At 63.3% G+C, this 18,618-nt stretch carries 18 protein-coding genes and 1 tRNA gene; 9 read left to right on the top strand and 10 right to left on the bottom strand.

What is annotated here, in order from left to right:
- The first annotated feature begins 5 nt into the window (after nucleotides 1-5).
- On the top strand, nucleotides 6-1,772 hold the full coding sequence (locus CPI83_RS26640) for a cholesterol oxidase substrate-binding domain-containing protein (RefSeq protein ID WP_097387965.1): 1,767 nt from the start codon (nucleotides 6-8) through the stop codon (nucleotides 1,770-1,772).
- Between the two features lie 5 nt (nucleotides 1,773-1,777).
- Here CPI83_RS26640 and CPI83_RS26635 read toward each other — a convergent pair whose 3' ends face one another.
- Together CPI83_RS26635 and CPI83_RS26630 are read right to left on the bottom strand one after the other, a co-directional pair.
- Nucleotides 1,778-2,446, bottom strand: a complete 669-nt coding sequence (locus CPI83_RS26635; protein ID WP_041814577.1) for a hypothetical protein — start codon at nucleotides 2,444-2,446, stop codon at nucleotides 1,778-1,780.
- A gap of 95 nt (nucleotides 2,447-2,541) precedes the next feature.
- Nucleotides 2,542-4,155: a DHA2 family efflux MFS transporter permease subunit gene (locus tag CPI83_RS26630; RefSeq protein WP_029254323.1), complete on the bottom strand. Its 1,614-nt coding sequence runs from the start codon at nucleotides 4,153-4,155 to the stop codon at nucleotides 2,542-2,544.
- 119 nt (nucleotides 4,156-4,274) lie between these two features.
- On the opposite strand from CPI83_RS26630, the gene CPI83_RS26625 reads away from it, so the two are divergent.
- Nucleotides 4,275-4,751 carry a helix-turn-helix domain-containing protein gene (locus tag CPI83_RS26625; protein ID WP_020905958.1) on the top strand — a complete coding sequence of 159 codons (477 nt, stop codon included), beginning with the start codon at nucleotides 4,275-4,277 and terminating at the stop codon, nucleotides 4,749-4,751.
- 54 nt (nucleotides 4,752-4,805) lie between these two features.
- Here CPI83_RS26625 and CPI83_RS26620 read toward each other — a convergent pair whose 3' ends face one another.
- Nucleotides 4,806-5,837, bottom strand: a complete 1,032-nt coding sequence (locus tag CPI83_RS26620) for an iron-siderophore ABC transporter substrate-binding protein (RefSeq protein ID WP_029254324.1) — start codon at nucleotides 5,835-5,837, stop codon at nucleotides 4,806-4,808.
- Between the two features lie 189 nt (nucleotides 5,838-6,026).
- On the opposite strand from CPI83_RS26620, the gene CPI83_RS26615 reads away from it, so the two are divergent.
- On the top strand, nucleotides 6,027-7,583 hold the full coding sequence (locus CPI83_RS26615) for an acyl-CoA synthetase (RefSeq protein WP_097387964.1): 1,557 nt from the start codon (nucleotides 6,027-6,029) through the stop codon (nucleotides 7,581-7,583).
- 1 nt (nucleotide 7,584) lies between these two features.
- Here CPI83_RS26615 and CPI83_RS26610 read toward each other — a convergent pair whose 3' ends face one another.
- From CPI83_RS26610 to CPI83_RS26595, 4 genes are all read right to left on the bottom strand, one after another.
- Nucleotides 7,585-7,938: a VOC family protein gene (locus CPI83_RS26610; protein ID WP_029254326.1), complete on the bottom strand. Its 354-nt coding sequence runs from the start codon at nucleotides 7,936-7,938 to the stop codon at nucleotides 7,585-7,587.
- Nucleotides 7,939-8,014: 76 nt separating this feature from the next.
- Entirely contained in the window at nucleotides 8,015-8,338 is a 324-nt protein-coding gene (locus CPI83_RS26605) for a hypothetical protein (RefSeq protein WP_019746603.1), read from the bottom strand.
- Nucleotides 8,339-8,412: 74 nt separating this feature from the next.
- Nucleotides 8,413-8,486: transfer RNA gene (locus tag CPI83_RS26600), tRNA-Pro, on the bottom strand.
- Nucleotides 8,487-8,540: 54 nt separating this feature from the next.
- Nucleotides 8,541-9,509, bottom strand: a complete 969-nt coding sequence (locus CPI83_RS26595) for a metallophosphoesterase (protein ID WP_097387963.1) — start codon at nucleotides 9,507-9,509, stop codon at nucleotides 8,541-8,543.
- Nucleotides 9,510-9,641: 132 nt separating this feature from the next.
- Between CPI83_RS26595 and CPI83_RS26590 the strand changes: the two genes are divergently transcribed.
- The gene (locus tag CPI83_RS26590; RefSeq protein ID WP_003943491.1) at nucleotides 9,642-10,118 is read left to right on the top strand and encodes a GatB/YqeY domain-containing protein; all 477 of its coding nucleotides are present in this window, start codon (nucleotides 9,642-9,644) and stop codon (nucleotides 10,116-10,118) included.
- A gap of 94 nt (nucleotides 10,119-10,212) precedes the next feature.
- On the opposite strand, the gene CPI83_RS26585 is transcribed toward CPI83_RS26590, so the two are convergent.
- The gene (locus CPI83_RS26585; protein ID WP_097387962.1) at nucleotides 10,213-12,585 is read right to left on the bottom strand and encodes a transglycosylase domain-containing protein; all 2,373 of its coding nucleotides are present in this window, start codon (nucleotides 12,583-12,585) and stop codon (nucleotides 10,213-10,215) included.
- A gap of 293 nt (nucleotides 12,586-12,878) precedes the next feature.
- On the opposite strand from CPI83_RS26585, the gene CPI83_RS26580 reads away from it, so the two are divergent.
- Nucleotides 12,879-13,202, top strand: coding sequence for a WhiB family transcriptional regulator (locus CPI83_RS26580; protein ID WP_019746605.1), 324 nt, complete (start codon nucleotides 12,879-12,881; stop codon nucleotides 13,200-13,202).
- Nucleotides 13,203-13,221: 19 nt separating this feature from the next.
- Here the strand turns inward: CPI83_RS26580 and CPI83_RS26575 are convergent, their stop codons facing one another.
- Nucleotides 13,222-14,400 (bottom strand): ArsA family ATPase, encoded by a 1,179-nt coding sequence (locus CPI83_RS26575; protein ID WP_029254327.1) that lies wholly within the window; start codon nucleotides 14,398-14,400, stop codon nucleotides 13,222-13,224.
- Nucleotides 14,400-15,413: an ArsA-related P-loop ATPase gene (locus CPI83_RS26570; RefSeq protein WP_019746607.1), complete on the bottom strand. Its 1,014-nt coding sequence runs from the start codon at nucleotides 15,411-15,413 to the stop codon at nucleotides 14,400-14,402. The genes CPI83_RS26575 and CPI83_RS26570 overlap by 1 nt, the downstream gene beginning before the upstream one ends.
- A gap of 53 nt (nucleotides 15,414-15,466) precedes the next feature.
- Between CPI83_RS26570 and CPI83_RS31090 the strand changes: the two genes are divergently transcribed.
- From CPI83_RS31090 to CPI83_RS26550, 4 genes are all read left to right on the top strand, one after another.
- The gene (locus CPI83_RS31090; RefSeq protein ID WP_003943454.1) at nucleotides 15,467-15,631 is read left to right on the top strand and encodes a hypothetical protein; all 165 of its coding nucleotides are present in this window, start codon (nucleotides 15,467-15,469) and stop codon (nucleotides 15,629-15,631) included.
- A 5-nt stretch (nucleotides 15,632-15,636) separates the two neighbouring features.
- The gene (locus tag CPI83_RS26560; RefSeq protein WP_019746608.1) at nucleotides 15,637-16,107 is read left to right on the top strand and encodes a RidA family protein; all 471 of its coding nucleotides are present in this window, start codon (nucleotides 15,637-15,639) and stop codon (nucleotides 16,105-16,107) included.
- Nucleotides 16,107-16,892 carry an MBL fold metallo-hydrolase gene (locus CPI83_RS26555; protein WP_046377838.1) on the top strand — a complete coding sequence of 262 codons (786 nt, stop codon included), beginning with the start codon at nucleotides 16,107-16,109 and terminating at the stop codon, nucleotides 16,890-16,892. Before CPI83_RS26560 ends, CPI83_RS26555 begins: the two co-directional genes overlap by 1 nt.
- A 250-nt stretch (nucleotides 16,893-17,142) precedes the next feature.
- Nucleotides 17,143-18,618, top strand: coding sequence for a 2-hydroxymuconic semialdehyde dehydrogenase (locus tag CPI83_RS26550; protein WP_020905966.1), 1,476 nt, complete (start codon nucleotides 17,143-17,145; stop codon nucleotides 18,616-18,618).

Genomic DNA, 18,618 nt, shown 5'->3' with positions numbered 1-18,618 from the left:
GAGCAGTGGTGCATCAAGCAGAGCGCAAGGCGGAGCACAGCTCGAGAGAAAACGGTGTGAGCCGGCGCGGATTTCTCGCAGCGAGTGTCGGCGCAGCTGCTCTCGCGGGTATTTCCTGGGCACCGGCGGGAGCTGTTCCCTGGGGCTCGGCATCGACCATCGCGCCACCGCCCGGATTTCCGTCGGACATTCCGTTGTCACAGCAGGCATACGCGAACTGGTCGCGAGAAATCATGCTCGAGAGTGTGTGGACGGCGACGGCGCGTCACAGCGACGACGTCGTCACCCTCGCCAACTGGGCGTTCGACAACGGGTACACAGTGCGTGCGAAGGGAACGATGCACGGGTGGAGTCCGTTGACGGTGGTGCCCGGCGCGCCTTCGGATCGAGTTCTGCTGGTCGATACGATGGCGAACTTGAATTCGGTTGTGGTGCAGCACGGCACGCCCGCAACAGTCACGGCGGGCGCCGGCGCCAGTATCGAAGCGATTCTGACAGCGCTCGAGCGCGAGGGGCTCGGCTGGGCCAACGCTCCGGCGATCGGTGAGCTGTCCATCGCCGGCGCGCTGGCGATCGGCGCTCACGGGGCAACCTATCCGGCGGTGGGGGAGACGATCACCCCTGGTCAATCGTATGGTTCGCTGAGCAATCTGATCACCGAGATCACGGTGGTGGCGTGGGACGAAGGCCGCAATCGATACGGGCTGAAGACTTTTCACCGATCAGATGACGAGATCACGGCTTTCCTGACTCACCTGGGCCGAACCTTCGTCACCTCCGTGACGCTGCAAGCCGGGGAGAATTATCGGCTGCGGTGCCAGAGTTTCACCGACATTCCGTGGCAAGAACTCTTTGCTGCTCCCGGTTCGCCAGGGCGTACCTACGAGAGTTTTGTCGAGAAATCCGGACGGGTGGAGGCGATCTGGTTCCCGTTCACGCAAACACCGTGGCTCAAGGTCTGGACGCCGACCCCGGTCAAACCACCGGAGTCCCGAGAGGTGAGCGGGCCGTACAACTACTTCTTCTCCGACGCGATTCCCGAAGAAGTCACCACCCCGTTGGGGATGGTGGCGCAGGGCCTTCAAGCTGCGACACCGCTGTTCGGCGCCTCTCAGTTCGGAGCTGTAGCAGCAGGATTGGCGCTGACCGACACCGACGATCTGTGGGGCTGGTCAAAAGATGTTCTGTTCTACCTGCGGCACACGACGTTGCGCGTAGTAGCGGGCGGCGGCGCGGTGATCACCAAGCGGTCCAACATCGGCCGAGTCGTCCACGAGATGACGAGTTGGTTGAACGAGCGAATGACGCACTACGCGTCGCGGGGGCAGTATCCCGTCAACATGCCGTTCGAAGTGCGTCTCTGTGGTGTCGATGACAGTGGCGAAGTCCTTGTCGACAGCGCCGGCGTGCCGGATCTGTCAGCGGTGCGGCCCCGGGCGGATCGTCAGGACTGGGATACGGCGATCTGGATGAACGTGGTCTCGATTCCCGGCACCGCGGGATTGCCCGCGTTCCTTCGCGAGATGGAACGGTGGATGGTCGCGAACTACTCCGGCGATTACGCGACTTTCCGTCCGGAGTGGTCCAAGGGATGGGCATTCACCGATCAAGCTGCGTACCAGGACGACGAATTCCTCACCAGCACAGTGCCTGCCACCTTCCGTGCCGGTGGCGACGGGAACTGGGACTTCGCTCTCGCCACTCTGGACGAACACGACCCGCACCGCGTCTTCAGCAATACGTTCATCGACCGCGTCTTGCCGCCCAGCTGAATCTCCTACTGCGGTAGTGGTTTGCGCCAGCGCACGTCGGAGATGCGGATGCGCTGATTGTTGTCACCGTTCCAGTCGACGCTCAGTCCCTGGGCTCGGAGTGCGTCGGCTACCTGGCGCCCGACGGTCTGATCGGTGTGCGCGATCATCTGTGCCTTGGCGGTTTCGTCGCCGCCGAACGCGGCGGAGACCAGCGCGGGATCGAGATCGTGGGCCGGACGAAACGCACTGTAGGACAAGTAGAGATCGGACGGCTCGTCGCCGAGACGCTCCGCATCTTGCATGTGGAAGAACGTGTACGCCCACTGAGCAAAGGGATACCCGTTCTCGTCCGGTTCGGACGGCGTGCGTTCGTCGTCGATTTCGGTAGTGCCGCACTGCATGCAGCAGGTGAAGTTCATGCGGGCCACGATGCCGTTGCGCTCGAGTTCTGCGAAGGCGGCGGATACGCGCTCGAAGTCGCCGGGACCCGTCCACTGGGTCTGCTCCCCGAGCCTTTGGTCCCAGACCTCACGCACTACTGCGTCGATCTGTCTGCCGAGTTCATCGTTCTCGAAACCGCCCTCGACACAGTCTCGGGCGGCTTCGCAGATTTCGTCGAACGTCGCGAAACCGGGGACTACCAATTCGCGTGCTTGCTCACGGACGGCCACGATGTCGGCCGCGCTGAGCACCGTTGCAGGCTGACGTGACCGTGCTGACCGACGTGACTGTGCTGACCGTGACCAGGGCAATCGCATACCGGCACCGTACTGCACCGATCCGGCCGTCAGGCGTCGGCTGCTGCCTTTGTTTCCTCCTCGGTCGACGGGGCAGGCTTGTTCGGGATGAGCGCGGTGGCGATCAGGCCGACCACGACAAATCCGGCCGCAAGGTATCCGCCGAGTGTGATCCCGTGAGTCATTGCAGACTGTGCAGCGTCGGCGACGAAAGCGGTGCTCGGTGACCCGGCCAGCGAGTCGATGGCGGCGCCCGCGCTGTCGGTGACAGCACGCGTCAACTGATCAGCCTGAGCTTGGTCGACACCGGATTCGGTGAGGTCGTTGTTCAGCGTGGAATTGAGAGTGCTGAAGAACACCGTGGTGAGGACAGCGATGCCCAGTGCGGATCCGAGTTGGCGGAACGCACTCTGAATGCCGGAGCCTTGACCGGCGCTCTGCTCGGGAATCTCCTCGAGCACGACGTTGGTCACCTGCGCAGTCGCAAAACCGACACCGATGCCGTAGAAGAAGAGCACTGCGGCGATAGTCCACCAGGGGCTGTCTGTCGCCGCGATGAATCCGAGACCGGCGAGACCGAGCGCTTCGAGGGCCAAACCGATACGGACCAAGCCCAACGGCGAGACCTTCGACGCCATTCCGAAGCTCGCACCACTGGCGACGAAGCTGCCGATGGCAATGGGAACCAGCGCGAGCCCTGCCTGGAGTGCGCTGTACCCGAGCGTGAACTGAAGCCAGAGAGGAAGCACCGCAACGATTCCGAACTCACCGAGTCCGATGATCAGCGTCGCGATGTTGCCGTTGCGGAACGACGAGATGGAGAACAGCCGTACGTCCATCAGCGCCCGCGACGGATCGTCGCTGCGGGTGAGCATGGTTTGGCGGTAGGCGAACGCACCGAGCGACAGAACGGCGAGAACCAATGCCACCAGAACCGGCGACGGTCCGCTGGACCATGACAGGCCGAACAGATCGAAGGGTTCCTTCGTCGTCAGCCACCCATACGTACGTCCCTCGACGAGGCCGAAGGCGAGCAGGCCCAGGCCGGCGATGGACAGTGCCGCTCCGGTGGCGTCGATGCGTCCAGCGGTGCGGGGTGAGGGCGCGATGAACAGCACTGCGCCGATCAGAATGAGCGCAGCAAGCGGAATATTGATGCCGAATGCCCAACGCCATGAGGCATGTTCGGCAAGCCAGCCGCCGAGCAATGGGCCGAGAGCGGAGGCTGCACCGATGGTGGAACCCCAGACTGCGAAGGCCTGGCCGCGGGCTTTGCCGGTGAACATCGCGTTCAGAAGTGACAGTGAGGTGGGCAGGATCATGGCCGCGCCGGCGCCCTGCAGGAATCGCGCCAGGATGAGCAGGCCGCCGTTCGGTGCCAGTCCGGCCAGTAGGCTCGTTGCGCCGAACACGACGACACCGGCGATGAAGATGCGACGGGCGCCGACCAGGTCCGCAACTCTGCCGACCAATAGCAGGAGCGCCGCGAACACGATTGCGTAGGACTCTTGGATCCATTGAGCCTGAACGGAGTTGATCCCGAGATCTTCGATGATCGAGGGAACTATGACGTTGACGATAGTGGTGTCGACGACGATCAGTGCCACGCCGAGTGCGATGGCGATCAGGCCCAACCACTTGCGAGTGGTGGGTGAGATGTTCACGAATAAACCTCCATTGTGAAGTAACTTTACAGTGAAGGTATATTTGAGGCGGTAAGTTGTCAACGTGCGCGCTGGGCTCGACCGGCCGCCGTCTGGCACAGGAAAGGTGGGATCACGGGGTGGAAGCACCGCGCGACATCTCCGTGGAGCGGGAGCGGCTGATGGACGAATTCCGCGCGTACGGTGGGACGTTCACCGAATTCAGTCATCGATTCGCGTCGTGGCTCGGCCTGCATTCCACCGACGCGACTGCCTTGATGGAAATCACCGCTGCCGAGGAGAAGGGGGCGCCGCTCTCGCCCGCCCGCCTCGGAGAGCGGATCTCGCTGACGTCGGGCGCAACCACCGCGTTGCTCAACCGCCTGGAGAAGGCGGGACATATCGTCCGGACCCGTGAGAATGCAGACCGTCGCGTGGTCACGCTGCACAGCAGTGCGCATGTGCAGGACCTCGCGGACGAGTTCTTCGGCCCACTTGCCGTGCGACTCGACGCCATGATGGAGAAATACCCGCCCGAACTGCTCAGTCGATTCGAGGAATTTCTCGTCGACCTGCACTCGACGATGAACGAACACCTCGAGCAAGACAACCGCTGAACAAAAAAGCCGCCCGACTCCGGAGAGTCGGGCGGCTTTTTGTGTCGGTGACGGCTACTTGCCGAGCTTGGCCTGCAGGTCGTCGAGAACCAGGCCTGCGCCTGTCGGGCCGAGGCCCAGGAACCAGGTCTCGTCACTCACCTCGGTGGCGCGGCCTTCCTTGACTGCGTCCATGCTTGCCCACAGCGGGCCGGCAACAACGGTGGTCTGACCGGTGTCTGCGGGATTTCCGTAGCTGGAGTAGAAGATTCGGTCACCCTCTGCCTCGGTGATCGTTTCCGGGCTGACCTCGACGGCCAACTCGTTGATGTCCTGGATCGCCGGGCGTGGCAGGCCGACATCCTTCAAGATGACGCCGATGAACGACAGGTTGCCGTACAGGCGCAGCTTCCCGGACATGAAGCGAACCAGCGAGATGGTCGGCGAACCGTCGATCGACTCACGGACCTGATCCGCGTGCGTCTGGTAGTCGTTGAGAACCTGCTCGGCCTTGGTCTCCTCGCCGAGTGCGTCACCGGCAAGGAGGAAGTTCTCCTTCCACGGGAAGCCGGGGCGGATGCTGAAGACCGTCGGCGCGATTGCCGCGAGCTGCGGGTAAAGCTTGTCCTGGCGCAACTTGCTGCCGAGGATCAGGTCGGGCTGCAGTGCGGTGATCGCCTCGAGGTTGAGGTTGTTGGTCGTGCCGACATCGGGGACGCCGACCAATTTGTCAGCCAGGTACGACGGCTGACCGGCGGCACTTTCCGGGCTGGCGATGCCGACCGGGGTGATCCCGAGCGAGAGGACCTCGTCGAGTTCGCCACTGTCGAGGACGACGACGCGGGTCGGCTTGGCCTCGAGGGTGGTCTCGCCCAGAGCATGGGTGATGGTGCGTGGGAACTCGCCGGGCGCAGCATCGCTGCCGAGCTTCGCGGTTTCCGTGTCGGCGGTGCTGAACAGCTTGCCGCCGGTTGCGACATCGGTGTTGCCGTTTGCGTTGCCGCCGGCGTCGGAAGAACCGCAGGCCGTAGCGGCAAAAACAGTCGCCAGGGCAAGCATGGCGACCCGGACCGACGTGCGGCTCCGGAGAGTGGTGCGTGAATGCATTAGGCTACCCTACCTTCCGGCTATCGGGCTTGGTCAGAGAGGTATCCGCACCGTTGATGCCAGGTGAGCAGCGCGTCAGATCTCGCTCAGCGGGACCGCTACGCAATTCGGACTACAGGGTGCGACCAACGTGTTAGCTTCGCGAAAGACCTTTACTGGTAAGCGAAGACGCGTGTAGTGAGGATTTCGATGACCCTGAACATTGCCGATCTGTTCGAGGCCGTTGCCGATGCGATCCCCGATCGGGTTCCCTTGATGCTGGAAGATTCGCGGTTGAGCTACGCCGAACTCGAACTGCGATCGAACCGACTCGCACATCATCTGCAGTCCGTCGGCGTCGAGCCGGGGCAGCACGTCGGTATTCACATGCGTAACTGCGTCGAGTACGTCGAAGCGCTCCTGGCTTGCTTGAAGATCAGAGCGGTGCCGATCAACGTCAACTTCCGCTATACCGATGCAGAACTCCTGTACATCTACATCAACTCTCAAATGGTGGCACTACTCGTCGAAGAGGAATTCGCGCCGACGGCATTGGCCGTGGTTCCGCAGTGTCCGGAGATATCCCACGTGCTGATCGTCGGCGACGACTATGAGAACGCCCTTGCCGCGCAGACTGATACCCGCGACTTCGGCCCGCGAAGCAACGACGACCATTTCATCATCTACACCGGCGGTACAACCGGAATGCCCAAGGGCGTGGTGTGGCGGCACGAGGACTTCTTCTTCGCCGCGCTGTCCGGAGCGAACCTCAGCGGGCCGCCGCGTCGGAGTCTCGAAGAGGTTGTGGATGCGGCGGTGGCGAACATCAATCCGACTGTGCTGCTACTCATCCCGCCGCTCATGCATGGAGCCGCGATCTATTCGCTGCTCACGGCTTTCCTCATGGGAGCGCCCCGAGTGCTGACCCGCAGCTTCGATCCGATGGAAGTGTTGCGACTGGTCGAGGCCGAGAAGATCACCGGAATCACGGTCGTCGGCGACGCGATTGCTCGGCCGATCGCCGACGCCATCGCTGCAAGCGAAGGGCGCTACGACCTTTCGACTCTCAAACTGATCGGGTCGGGTGGCGCATTGTTCTCCCCGAACCTGAAGGCAGAACTGACAACCCGATTACCGGGACTGGTGATCAAGGATGCCTTCGGTGCTTCGGAATCCGGCAACGACGGCGTCGTCGAATTCGGTGAGGACGGTTCAAAGCGAATTCGATCCAACCCCAACATGATTCTTGTCGACGACGAATTTCGTCGCATCGAACCAGGCTCGGGCACAACCGGGTTCATCGCCAGGGCCGGCCATGTCCCCGTGGCCTACTTCGACGACCCCGCCAAGACTGCTGCAACTTTTCCTGTCGTCGACGGGGTGCGGCTGGCGGTACTCGGGGACATGGGCACGATGGAAGTCGACGGAACCATCGTGCTGCTCGGGCGCGGTTCGATGTGCATCAACTCCGGCGGAGAGAAGGTCTACCCCGAAGAAGTGGAGCAGGCACTCAAAACTCACCCGGCAGTTTTCGACGCCTTGGTAGCGGGCGCGCCCGACGCACGATTCGGTGAGAAGGTCGCCGCTGTCGTGCAGGTTCGGCCGGGGTTCGAAGATGTTGCGACGGAATCATTGTCGGAGCACTGCCGCACCCACGTCGCCGGGTACAAGATCCCCCGGTCGATCGTGCTGGTACCCAGGATCCTCCGCTCACCCAGTGGGAAGGCCGACTACCGTTGGGCTCGCGAAACCGTAGCGGGAGTGTGAATCACCTTCCGATACTTCGGACGACGCACCACTCGTTTCCCTCTGGATCCAGCAGCACCTGAAAGGTACCGGCCGGGTCCTGCTGGACAGTACCGACCCGAGTTGCGCCGAGGCGCTCGGCGGCCTCGGTTGCAGCGACGACGTCATCCACGCTGACGTCGATGTGTAGACGATTCTTCGTCAGCTTGGATTCCGGTACGCGCTGGAACGCGAGGCGGGTCCATCCTGGAGGGTCGACAAACGCCCACGCGGTGTTTCGCTCCACTGGTTGTCCGCCGAGGATTCCGGCCCAGAATTTCGCCAGTGCGATAGGAGACGAGCAGTCGACGACCACCTCATCAACCTGCCCGATCACCGCTTCACAGCTCCGCTCAATTCGGCTGTCACAACTGCGCTCAATTCGGCTGTCACAGCTGTGCTGAACTCGGCTGTCACAGCCAGGGCTCGATCGGCTTCTTCACCCACATGATCTTCTCGTCCGGATGCTCACGCCGAGCTTCGGGACGGTCAGGGTTAGCGGCTGCCCACACAGCTTTCTCGTCGAGCAGTCCGGCCGCGATGGTCCAGGTCTCCCGCGTGCTCGGCGGATTGGCGCCGGCCGCACGTGCGAGTTTGCGCAGTCGATCGTCGGGCATCTCGAGCAACTCTGCGCTACTGATATCGCGATCCCAGGCGAACTTGGCCAGGCCGACGGCTTTCTCGCGTCGGCTACGGCTCGCCATGTCGTTGTGCGCAAAGTCTGGTTGGGATGCCACGGCTTCACCTTATCGTCAACGCAATCGAGGCCCTCCCGCGTGAGCGGAAGGGCCTCGATTACTGTTCTTCACTGTCGGGGTGGCGGGATTTGAACCCACGACCTCTTCGTCCCGAACGAAGCGCGCTACCAAGCTGCGCCACACCCCGTGTCGAACCTCGGTTAGCTTACATTACCGAGTCGACTGACATTAAATCCGCAGGTCAGTTGCGTAGAACCGACGCTGGAGACTCTGCGGAACTGTGTGCGGAGACGTGCTCCGGTTCGCGCCTGGTGGCCGGAACCAGAGTCAACAGAGTTGCCTCGGGGCGGCAGCAGAAGCGCGCCGGCGCCCACGGCGAAGTGCCGATGCCCGCGGAGACGTGCAGCTGGGTGTGCGCGCCCCACTTCGACGGCCCCTTCACCCGGGATCGATCGATCTGGCAGTTGGTGACCAACGCGCCGTAGAACGGAAGGCACAGCTGACCACCGTGCGTGTGGCCGGCGAGCACAAGGTCGTAACCGTCGTCGGCGAACCGATCGAGAACTCGAGGTTCGGGCGAGTGCGTCAGACCAAGCTTGAGCTGGGCGATGGGATTGGGTGTTCCGGCGACGGTGTCGTAGCGATCACGCTTCAGGTGCGGATCGTCGACGCCGGCGGCCGCGATGCGAATACCGGCCACTTCGAGTTCGCGGCGCACGTGGGTCATGTCCAGCCATCCACGTTCGGTGAACGCGGCCCGCAGATCGCCCCAGGGGAGGGGATCCCCGGTGATGCGCTTGTCCTTGTTGAAGATGTAGCTCAGTGGGTTCTTCGGTTTCGGAGCGAAGTAGTCGTTGCTGCCGAAGACGAACAGACCCGGCCGAGCCAACAGATCACCGAGCGCCTGGACCACTGCCGGGACGCTGCGCTGATGCGACAAGTTGTCGCCGGTGTTGACCACGAGGTCGGGGTCGAGGCCTTCGAGCTCACGCAACCAATTCTGTTTCAACCGTTGGTTCGGCATCATGTGCAGGTCGCTGAGATGGAGGACCCGCAGCGACGACGAACCGGGCGCCAGGACTGGCATCGTCACCTCACGCAGTGCAAATGCATTGCGTTCGATGCCGGATGCGTACCCGATCCCTAGTGCAGCGGCGCCCGCGGCACCAAGTGCGGTGCGGGTCAGATTGGTGCGGAACTGGGAAGACACCTCTCAAGGATACGGGTGTGGCGTTCTTCTGCGTCGCTCTCGCCGCCATTTGCAGCTATTCCACAGAGAATTGTGTCCGGGCGGAGGTAACTATCGGCACGCTCGAAACGCCGAGCGCGTAACGTTTCCACCATGTCCGACACGACACCATCGCTCAAAGCCACCCTCCGAACCGACATGGTTGCATCCATGAAGGCGAAGGATCCGCTACGTACAGCCACCCTTCGGATGCTCATGGCAGCCATCCAGACCGAAGAGGTGGCCGGTAAGGAAGCGCGCGTCCTCACCGACGAAGAAATCATCAAAGTCCTTGCAAAGGAATCGAAGAAGCGCGGCGAATCGGCCGAGATCTACACCGAGAACGGCCGCGGTGAGCTTGCCGCGAAAGAGCGCGCCGAAGCTCAGATCATCGACGAGTACCTGCCGACGCCGTTGACCGACGCCGAGCTTGTCGACGTCGTCGACACCGCCCTCGCTCAGGTGTCCGAGGAGCTCGGTGAGCGTCCGGGGATGCGTCAGATGGGCCAGGTCATCAAGGCCGCCAGCGCGCTGGCCAAGGGCAAGGCCGATGGCGCCCGTATCTCTGCAGCAGTGAAGTCCCGCCTGTAGAAGCGCGCCACCAGAATCGAAAACGGCCGCGATCTCCGAGTCGCTCGGAGATCGCGGCCGTTCTTGTTTTCAGAGCCGTCAGTTTTCAGGGCCGTCAGTTCGGCGGGGTCCCCGCAGGCGGTGCGGGTTCACCTCCGGGCGGAGTCGCATCCGGGGGAGTCGCGCCCGGTGCCGGTGCCGGTGCCGGGGCTGCGGGGGATGCGGGTGCTGCCGGAGCCCTCACGGAACCGTCACTGATGTAGATCGTGACGGTCGAACCCGGGATCGCGGACCCGGACGGCGAAACTCCGGTGACCGTTCCCGCGCGTGCTCCGGACGCCGTCGTCACGGAATTGACCGTGAAGCCGGACGCCTGCAACCGCGACGTCGCCGCCGACTGGCTCAGGCCGACAACCTCGGGAACCTGGCCGTTCTGCGATCCCCGTGCGTACTTCTCGTCGATCGGAGGCAGCGAGGTGGGCCCGAAGTTGTTGGCGACCGGGTTCATTGCCGCGAACCAGGATCTCGCCGGTTCGGTACCGCCGTACAGGTTGCCGCTGTAGCAGGGGCGCAGCGGGCTAGAGCAGATCTCTCCCGGCGTCGGGGAGTCGCCGAAGATGTAGACGGCAGCAGCGAGGTTGTTGGTGAAGCCGAGGAACGCCGAGGACTTGTGGGTCTCGGTGGTACCCGTCTTGCCCGACATCGGCAGGCTCCATCCGGCGCTGCTTGCAGCTCCGGCAGACGTACCGGCGCCGACGTCGTCACGGCTCATGGCGTTGGCGAGTGTGTCTGCCAAGCCGGGCTCGACAACCTGCTCACAGCCCTGCTCGGTGACGGCCACCGGCTTGCCGTAGCGGTCGAAGACCGAATCGATGGGACTCGGCGGGCACCACTTGCCGTGCGAGGCGAGAGTGGCCGCGACGTTGGAGAGTTCGAGTGGGTTGATCCAGGTGGGACCGAGGGTGAACGAACCGAGGTTCTGTTCCTTCTGGAAGTCGGCCATGCTGCGCTCGTCGAAGCCCGAGGTGTTGGGATCAGCGTACGAGCGCATGCCGAGACGGACGGCCATGTCGACGGTCGGCGTGACGCCGGTTGCCTCGATGAGCTTGACGAAAGCGGTGTTGGGGGACTGTGCCAGCGCGTCGGTCACCGACAGCGTCGGCGGGTAGTTGCCGGCGTTCTCCACGCAGTAAGTCGACACCGGGCAACCGGCCGCACCACCGCTACCCATGCCCTTGGCTTCGAATCGCTTGGGCACGTCGAGCGTCGCGTTGATACCGAGGCCCTTCTCCATCGCCGCAGCCGTCGTGAAGATCTTGAAGACGGAACCCGCACCGTCACCGGCAAGGGAGTACGGCTGTGCCTGGACGGTTTCGTCGGCGTCGGCATTGAGACCGTACGTGCGACTGCTGGCCATCGCGATGACCTTGTGTGAATCCTGGCCCGGCCTGATCACGTTCATCACGTTCGCGATGCCGTCGAGGTTGGCGCTCGCGTTCGCGTTCAGTCCGGCCTTGGTGGACGCCTGGACCTGCGGATCGAGAGTCGTCTTGATGAGATAACCACCCTCGTTGATCTGGTCGCGGGTGATTCCGGCGTCCGAGAGGTACTTCAGTGCGTAGTCACAGAAGAATCCGCGATCGCCTGCAGCGATGCAGCCGCGCGGCAAGTTGTTGGGGGTTTCCAGGACGCCGAGGGGCTCTTCCTTGGCTGCGCGGAACTCGTCGGCACGATCCGGAATGTTCGTGATCATGGTGTCGAGCACGGTGTTACGACGCTCGGTCACGCCCTCGACGTTCGTGTACGGGTTCAGTGCGGAGCTGGACTGAACCATGCCGGCAAGCATCGCCGACTGGGGAACGGTCAGATCTGCGGCATCGACGCCGAAGTAGGTCTGAGCCGCGTCCTGGATGCCGAAGGATCCGTTGCCGAACGGTACGAGGTTGAGGTACCGGGTGAGGATCTCGTCTTTCGTGAGTTCCTTGTCCAGCGTCAGGGCCATCCGGATCTCGCGGATCTTTCGGGCCGGGGTGGTCTCGATGGCAGCGCGGCGCTCGGCATCCGTCTTGGCCACGACCAACAGTTGGTAGTTCTTCACATACTGCTGATCGAGTGTCGACGCGCCCTGCTGCACTTCACCGGTCGTCGTGTTGGTGAGGAAGGCACGCAGCGTTCCCTGCCAGTCGACGCCCTTGTGGTCGGGGAACCGGCGGTCCTCGATGGAGACGATCGCCAACTTCATGTTGTTGGAGATCTTCTCGCTCGGGACTTCGAAGCGTCGTTGGTCGTAGAGCCAGGCAATGGGATTGCCTGCCGCATCGACCATGGTGGACACCGCGGGGACCGTGCCTTCGACCAGTTCGGCCGAGACGTTGTCGACGGTATCGGCGGCGCGGTTGGACGCGAATCCGAATCCGCCCGCCACTGGGAACATCACCCCTGCGACCAGGACACCCGCCAATGCGGAGCTTCCGGCGAGCTTCGCCACTGTTTTTGCAATCGACACGATCTACAGAGTACGTGTGCCCACCCATTGGAACCGGTTTCAGTGTTTTGGGGGTGTTCAAAACCTTCTGAACACGCGCTTTGTACTGCCGTACCAAAAAATGCTCCCGAGCGTCTTGCGTTAGGGCCGTTCTTTACCTAAATTGTGATCAGTGTGATCGACGTAACACTCGATCACGAATGTGTCTCAGCTTTCACCGTGCTACCGCGGGGACGGCTGAGATGGTGCGCTGCTCGCCCTATGGCGACGGTCAGACTTTGTAGAGGGGACCCAGAATGTACACAGCCACCCCGAGTAGCCGTTTGGACATCGAGCAGGCCGAGGCACGAATTGCCTGGGTAACTAAGGCACGATGCCGCGAGGTCGACCCCGACCAACTTTTTGTTCGTGGCGCCGCGCAGCGCAAGGCGGCCACCATCTGCCGTCACTGCCCGGTCCTCATGCAGTGCGGAGCAGATGCTCTCGACAATCGTGTCGAGTTCGGTGTGTGGGGCGGAATGACCGAGCGTCAGCGCCGTGCACTGCTCAAGCAGCACCCCGACGTCGACTCCTGGTCCGAGTTCTTCGAAGACCAGCGCCAGCATCACTCAGCAGTCTGATCCAGGCCGATCGGGGGGATCAGCCCTTACGAGTGAGCTGATCTCCCACCGCGCGCAGCGCCTCGAGGTCCGAGACCTCGAACGGTAGCGACGGAACACCGATCAGCGGCACCCTCGGGTGAGCTGCGGTGAATCGACTCAGCAAGGCGATCTCCCGCTTCGCGATCACTGCCCGATGGGCATGGATGCGGAGAACGGCTGCGGTGAGGGCTTCGGCCTCGGTCGCACTTTCCTTCGCTTCCAGTTTGTCGGCGGCGGTCACCGCATGATCGGCAGGCAGAGCCGTCAATGTCGGGTGCGTGCGGTTGAGAACCAGACCGGCCAACGGCATCGAGTCGCCCGCAAGGCGATCGACGAAGAACGCCGCCTCGCGAAGAGCGTCGGGTTCGGCCGCTGCGATCACCAGGAAATGAGTCCCCGGCTGACGTAGCAACTCGTAGGTCTTCGTTGCGCGTTCACGGAAACCGCCGAACATCGAGTCGAGCGACTGCACGAATGCCGATGCATCCGAAAGCATTTGGCTTCCCACGATGGTCGAGACACCCTTCAGTGCCAAGCCCATCGCGCCGGCCACGAGCCTGGTCAGGCCACGGCCGGGTGCAGAGAGCAGCCGGATCATCCGTCCGTCGAGGAATGTGCCGAGCCTCTGCGGGGCGTCGAGGAAGTCGAGCGCATTGCGCGACGGCGGGGTATCGACGATCACCAGATCCCACGCGTCGTTCGACGCCAGCTGCCCCAACTTCTCCATCGCCATGTACTCCTGCGTTCCGGAGAACGATGTGGCAACGGTTTGATAGAAGGGATTCGCCAGGATCTGCTCGGCCTTCTCAGGGCTCGAATGCTCGATGACCATCTCGTCGAAAGTCCGACGCATGTTCAGCATCATTGCGTGCAGTTCGCCCGTGGCCTCGGGACCCAGCTTCACCGGCTGCGGAGTGTTGTCGAGTTCGGCCACACCCAGGGCCTGTGCGAGGCGGCGGGCCGGATCGATGGTGAGGACGACTACGCGTCGGCCCTCTTCGGCTGCACGCAACGCCAGGGACGCGGCCGTCGTGGTCTTGCCGACGCCACCTGCGCCGCAACACACCACGATCCGGGCCGTCGGGTCCTTGATGATCGCCGAAATATCGAGGGCAGGAGCTGCGCGTCGGCCGGTCCTGGAACTGCCGACCGTCACGTTCTCGGTGGTCTCGGTCATCACACGCCCTGTTCCGTGAGGTATTCGGCAAGCTCGTACAGCCCACCGAGATCGACGCCGTCGGCGAGTGCGGGAAGTTGCACCCGAGCCCCGTCGATCTCGCGGAGCTTCTCGGCGCTGGATTCTTGAGCTTCGAGCACCGACGCGTGCTCGATCGTCTCGGTGAGCAGGCCTGCGAAGTCGTCGTCGGACAGATCGATGCCGACGTCCGAGAGTGTCGACCGGATCGAAGCCGCGTCGATATCGCCGGCAGCGGCACCGGAGAGTTGGTCTTCGGGCAAGAACCTCGGGCTGGCGCGGTTGACGATGATGGCACCGAGGTTGAGGTCGTCGCGCGCCAGTTCTGCGGCGGCGTCGGCAGTTTCCTGAACGGGCAGCGCTTCGAGAAGTGCAACAAGATGTACGACGGTCTCCGGCGAGTGCAGCAGCCGAACGACGCCTTCACTCTGGGAGTGCACCGGGCCGCCCTTGGCGAGATCGGCCATCGCCTTGGTGACGTCGAGGAAGCTGCCGATTCGTCCGGTCGGGGGAGCGTCGACGACAACGGCGTCGTACACGCGTTTGCCGGTTCGATCGGTGCGGATGACGCACTCCTTGATCTTGCCGGTGAGCAGAACGTCGCGAAGGCCGGGAGCGATGGTGGTGGCGAATTCGATGGCGCCGAACTTACGCATTGCCCGGCCGGCGAAGCCGAGGTTGTAGAACATTTCGAGGTATTCGAGGAACGCGGTCTCGATGTCGACGGCCAGAGCCATCACTTCACCGCCACCTTCGGCGGCCGCGACCTTGGTCTCCTGCGGTGGAAGCGGCGGTACGTCGAAGAGCTGCGCGATTCCCTGGCGGCCCTCGACCTCCACGAGGAGAACGCGCTTGCCGCCCTCGGCCAACGCGAGCGCCAACGCGGCGGCAACCGTGGACTTACCGGTTCCGCCTTTACCCGACACAAAGTGCAGGCGGGCCTTCGTCGCAGACTCGGGCCAGGTCCTGCTCAGCTCATCTTGGGATGCAACCACACCGCGAGCCTATAAGTCTGGGGCCGAAGATGTACGCGGGATAGGCTCACCGCATGAGCGAAATAACTTCCTGGGAATACACCGTGACTCCGTTGCTGGTCCACAATCCGAAGGCAATTCTCGACAACTGGGGTGTCGACGGCTGGGAACTCGTGGCAGTCCTGCCGAGCGCGTCGGGCGAGCAGCACGTCGCGTACATGAAGCGTCCGAAGGGCTGAATCACATGGCAGAGGCAACACAGACCTGGTCGGAGCGTCTCGCCGAACTGGGCATTGCACTTCCCGCCGTCGCGGCACCCGTTGCTGCGTACGTTCCCGCGGTTCGCAGCGGCAACCACGTGTACACGTCGGGTCAGCTCCCGTTCGTCGACGGAAAACTGGCGCTGACCGGCAAGCTCGGTGCGGGCGTGTCGGATGACGACGCCAAGGCTGCGGCTCGCACCTGCGCGCTCAACGCTCTCGCTGCCATCGACGCCCTGGTCGGCATCGACAACGTCGTTCGCGTTGTCAAGGTTGTCGGCTTCGTGGCATCCGCCGAAGGATTCACCGGTCAGCCCGGCGTGATCAACGGCGCTTCCGAATTCCTCGGTGAGGTGCTCGGCGACGCCGGTATCCATGCTCGTTCGGCAGTCGGCGTGGCAGAGCTTCCCCTCGGCTCTCCGGTCGAGGTGGAACTGATCGTCGAAGTTCGCTGATGTCGACGGTCCATCCCGCCTACGCGCAGCTTCGCCGCGTCACCGACATCGCTTCGGTCTTGCTCGAGAACAATCCGGGCATGATGACGCTGGACGGTACGAACACCTGGATTCTGCATGCTCCCGGCAGCGTCGAGTGTGTAGTCGTCGATCCAGGCGACAACGACGAGGAACACCTGCAACGTGTCGCTGGTATCGGTCCGGTTGCGCTGACCTTGATCACGCACCGGCACTACGACCACACCGGCGGGGTGGACCGTTTCCATGAATTGACCTCGGCTCCGGTGCGTTCCGTCGACCCCACTTTTCTGCGCGGGGGTGCTTCGGCGCTTGTCGACGGTGAAGTGATCGAGGTGGCGGGACTGAAGCTGCGGATCCTCGCGACTCCAGGACACACCGCTGACTCGGTGTCGATAGTCATCGAGAACGATGCGAGCGTGCTGACGGGCGACACCATTCTCGGCCGCGGCACAGCAGTTCTGGACGACTCCGACGGCGATCTGGGGGATTACCTCACATCACTGCGGTCGTTGGCCGCACTCGGCGAAGGACTGACGGTTCTTCCCGGGCACGGTCCGGACCTGCCCGATCTGCAGGCGATTTCGCAGCAGTACCTCGCTCACCGCGAGGAGCGTCTAGCCCAGGTGCGGGACGCTCTGACGACGTTGGGGGAGTCGGCATCGGTGCGCGAGGTTGTCGAGCACGTCTACTCCGACGTGGACCCGAAACTGTGGCCGGTGGCGGAGAAATCCGTCAACGTGCAGTTGGCGTATCTGCGCCGCTGAGGCGCTCGGCGCCGACATTCTGCGCCGCTGAGGCGCTCGGCGCCGACATTCTGCGCCGCTGAGGCGCTCGGCGCCGACATTCTGCGCCGCTGAGGCGCTCGGCGCCGACATTCTGCGCCGCTGAGGCGCTCGGCGCCGACATGATGAGCTGAGTTGTGTAGCCGAACTGCCGCCATCTATGCCGATCGAGGTATAGCTGGCGGCAGTTTTTGCATTTGTTTGATATGGGTCACGGGCCAATAGTTAGTCCATGACCTCACAATGCGACGGATGGATCCGCAATTACGTGGACGGCTCCTATGTCGAACCCGACGAGTCGTCGAGCTTCGATCAGGTCGACCCAGCAACGGGCCGTGTTCTCGCCCGGGTCCACGAGGCCGACAAGGCCCTGGTCGATCGGGCCGTGACCTCTGCCAGACGTGCTCTGGACAACGGTTGGGCCGATACGCCGGTCCGCGAGCGGACGGCTCTGCTGCGACGCGCCGCCGACCGGATCGAGGAGCGATTCGAAGAGTTCGTCGCCGCAGAAATGGCGGACACCGGCAAGCCGATCACACAGGCACGCGAACTCGACGTCGCGCGCGCCCTGACGAACTTCCGCACTTTCGCCGACATCGTCGCCGCGGCCGGACAGGAATCGTTTGTCACGGATCTCGCGGGTGGCAAGCAGGCGTTGAACTACGCGATCCGCAAGCCGCTCGGCGTCGTCGCTGTCATCGTTCCCTGGAACCTGCCGCTGCTTCTCCTGACCTGGAAGGTAGCGCCCGCGCTCGCGTGCGGAAACTCCGTGGTGGTCAAGCCCTCCGAGGAAACCCCAGCGACCGCGTCGTTGCTTGCCGAGGTACTCGAAGAAGTCGGCCTGCCTGCCGGTGTCTACAACGTCGTCCACGGGTTCGGTGCGAACTCCGCCGGCGAGTTCCTCACCACGCACCCCGGCATCGACGGCGTCACCTTCACCGGTTCTTCGGCAACCGGTTCGCATGTCATGAAAACCGTTGCGCCGCGAGTCCGTCCGGTCTCGTTCGAACTCGGTGGCAAGAACGCCGCGATCGTCTTCGACGACGTCGACATCGACGAAGCGTTGACGGGTCTGACCAAGTCGGTGTTCACCAACACCGGCCAGGTCTGCCTGTGCACCGAACGGGTGTACGTGCACCGCAGCATTTTCGACGACATCGCCGGTGGACTCGTCGAGCGAGCAGCAGGATTGCGTCTGGGCGACCCGACGCTCGATGCAACGACGACCGGACCGCTCATTTCGCAGGCGCACCGGAAGAAGGTTCTCGACTACTTCGAGATCGCCGAGCAGGAAGGCGCGAAAGTGCTGACCGGCGGCGGTATTCCGGACCTCGGACAGGAACTGTCGGGCGGATCGTGGATCGAACCCACCCTGTGGACTGGCTTGACCAACAAGGATCGCGTCGTGCGCGAGGAGATCTTCGGACCCGTCGCAGCACTCATTCCGTTCGAGACCGAAGCCGAGGCGATCGCCCTGGCAAACGACACCGAGTACGGCCTCGCTGCCTCTGTGTGGACCAACGACCTGCGCCGTGGACACCGCGTCGCGCAGAAGATGAACGTCGGAATCTCCTGGGTCAACACGTGGTTCACCCGCGAACTGCGATCTCCCTTCGGCGGCATGGGCCTGTCCGGCATCGGACGTGAGGGTGGCGAGTCCTCGCTGCACTTCTACACCGAACCGACGAATGTATGTGTGCAACTGTGA

Source organism: Rhodococcus sp. H-CA8f (genome assembly GCF_002501585.1).
In the GTDB taxonomy this organism is placed as follows: Bacteria; Actinomycetota; Actinomycetes; order Mycobacteriales; family Mycobacteriaceae; genus Rhodococcus_F; species Rhodococcus_F erythropolis.
Note: the sequence above shows the minus strand (reverse complement) of the source record. Positions and strands in the feature narration are given on the sequence as shown.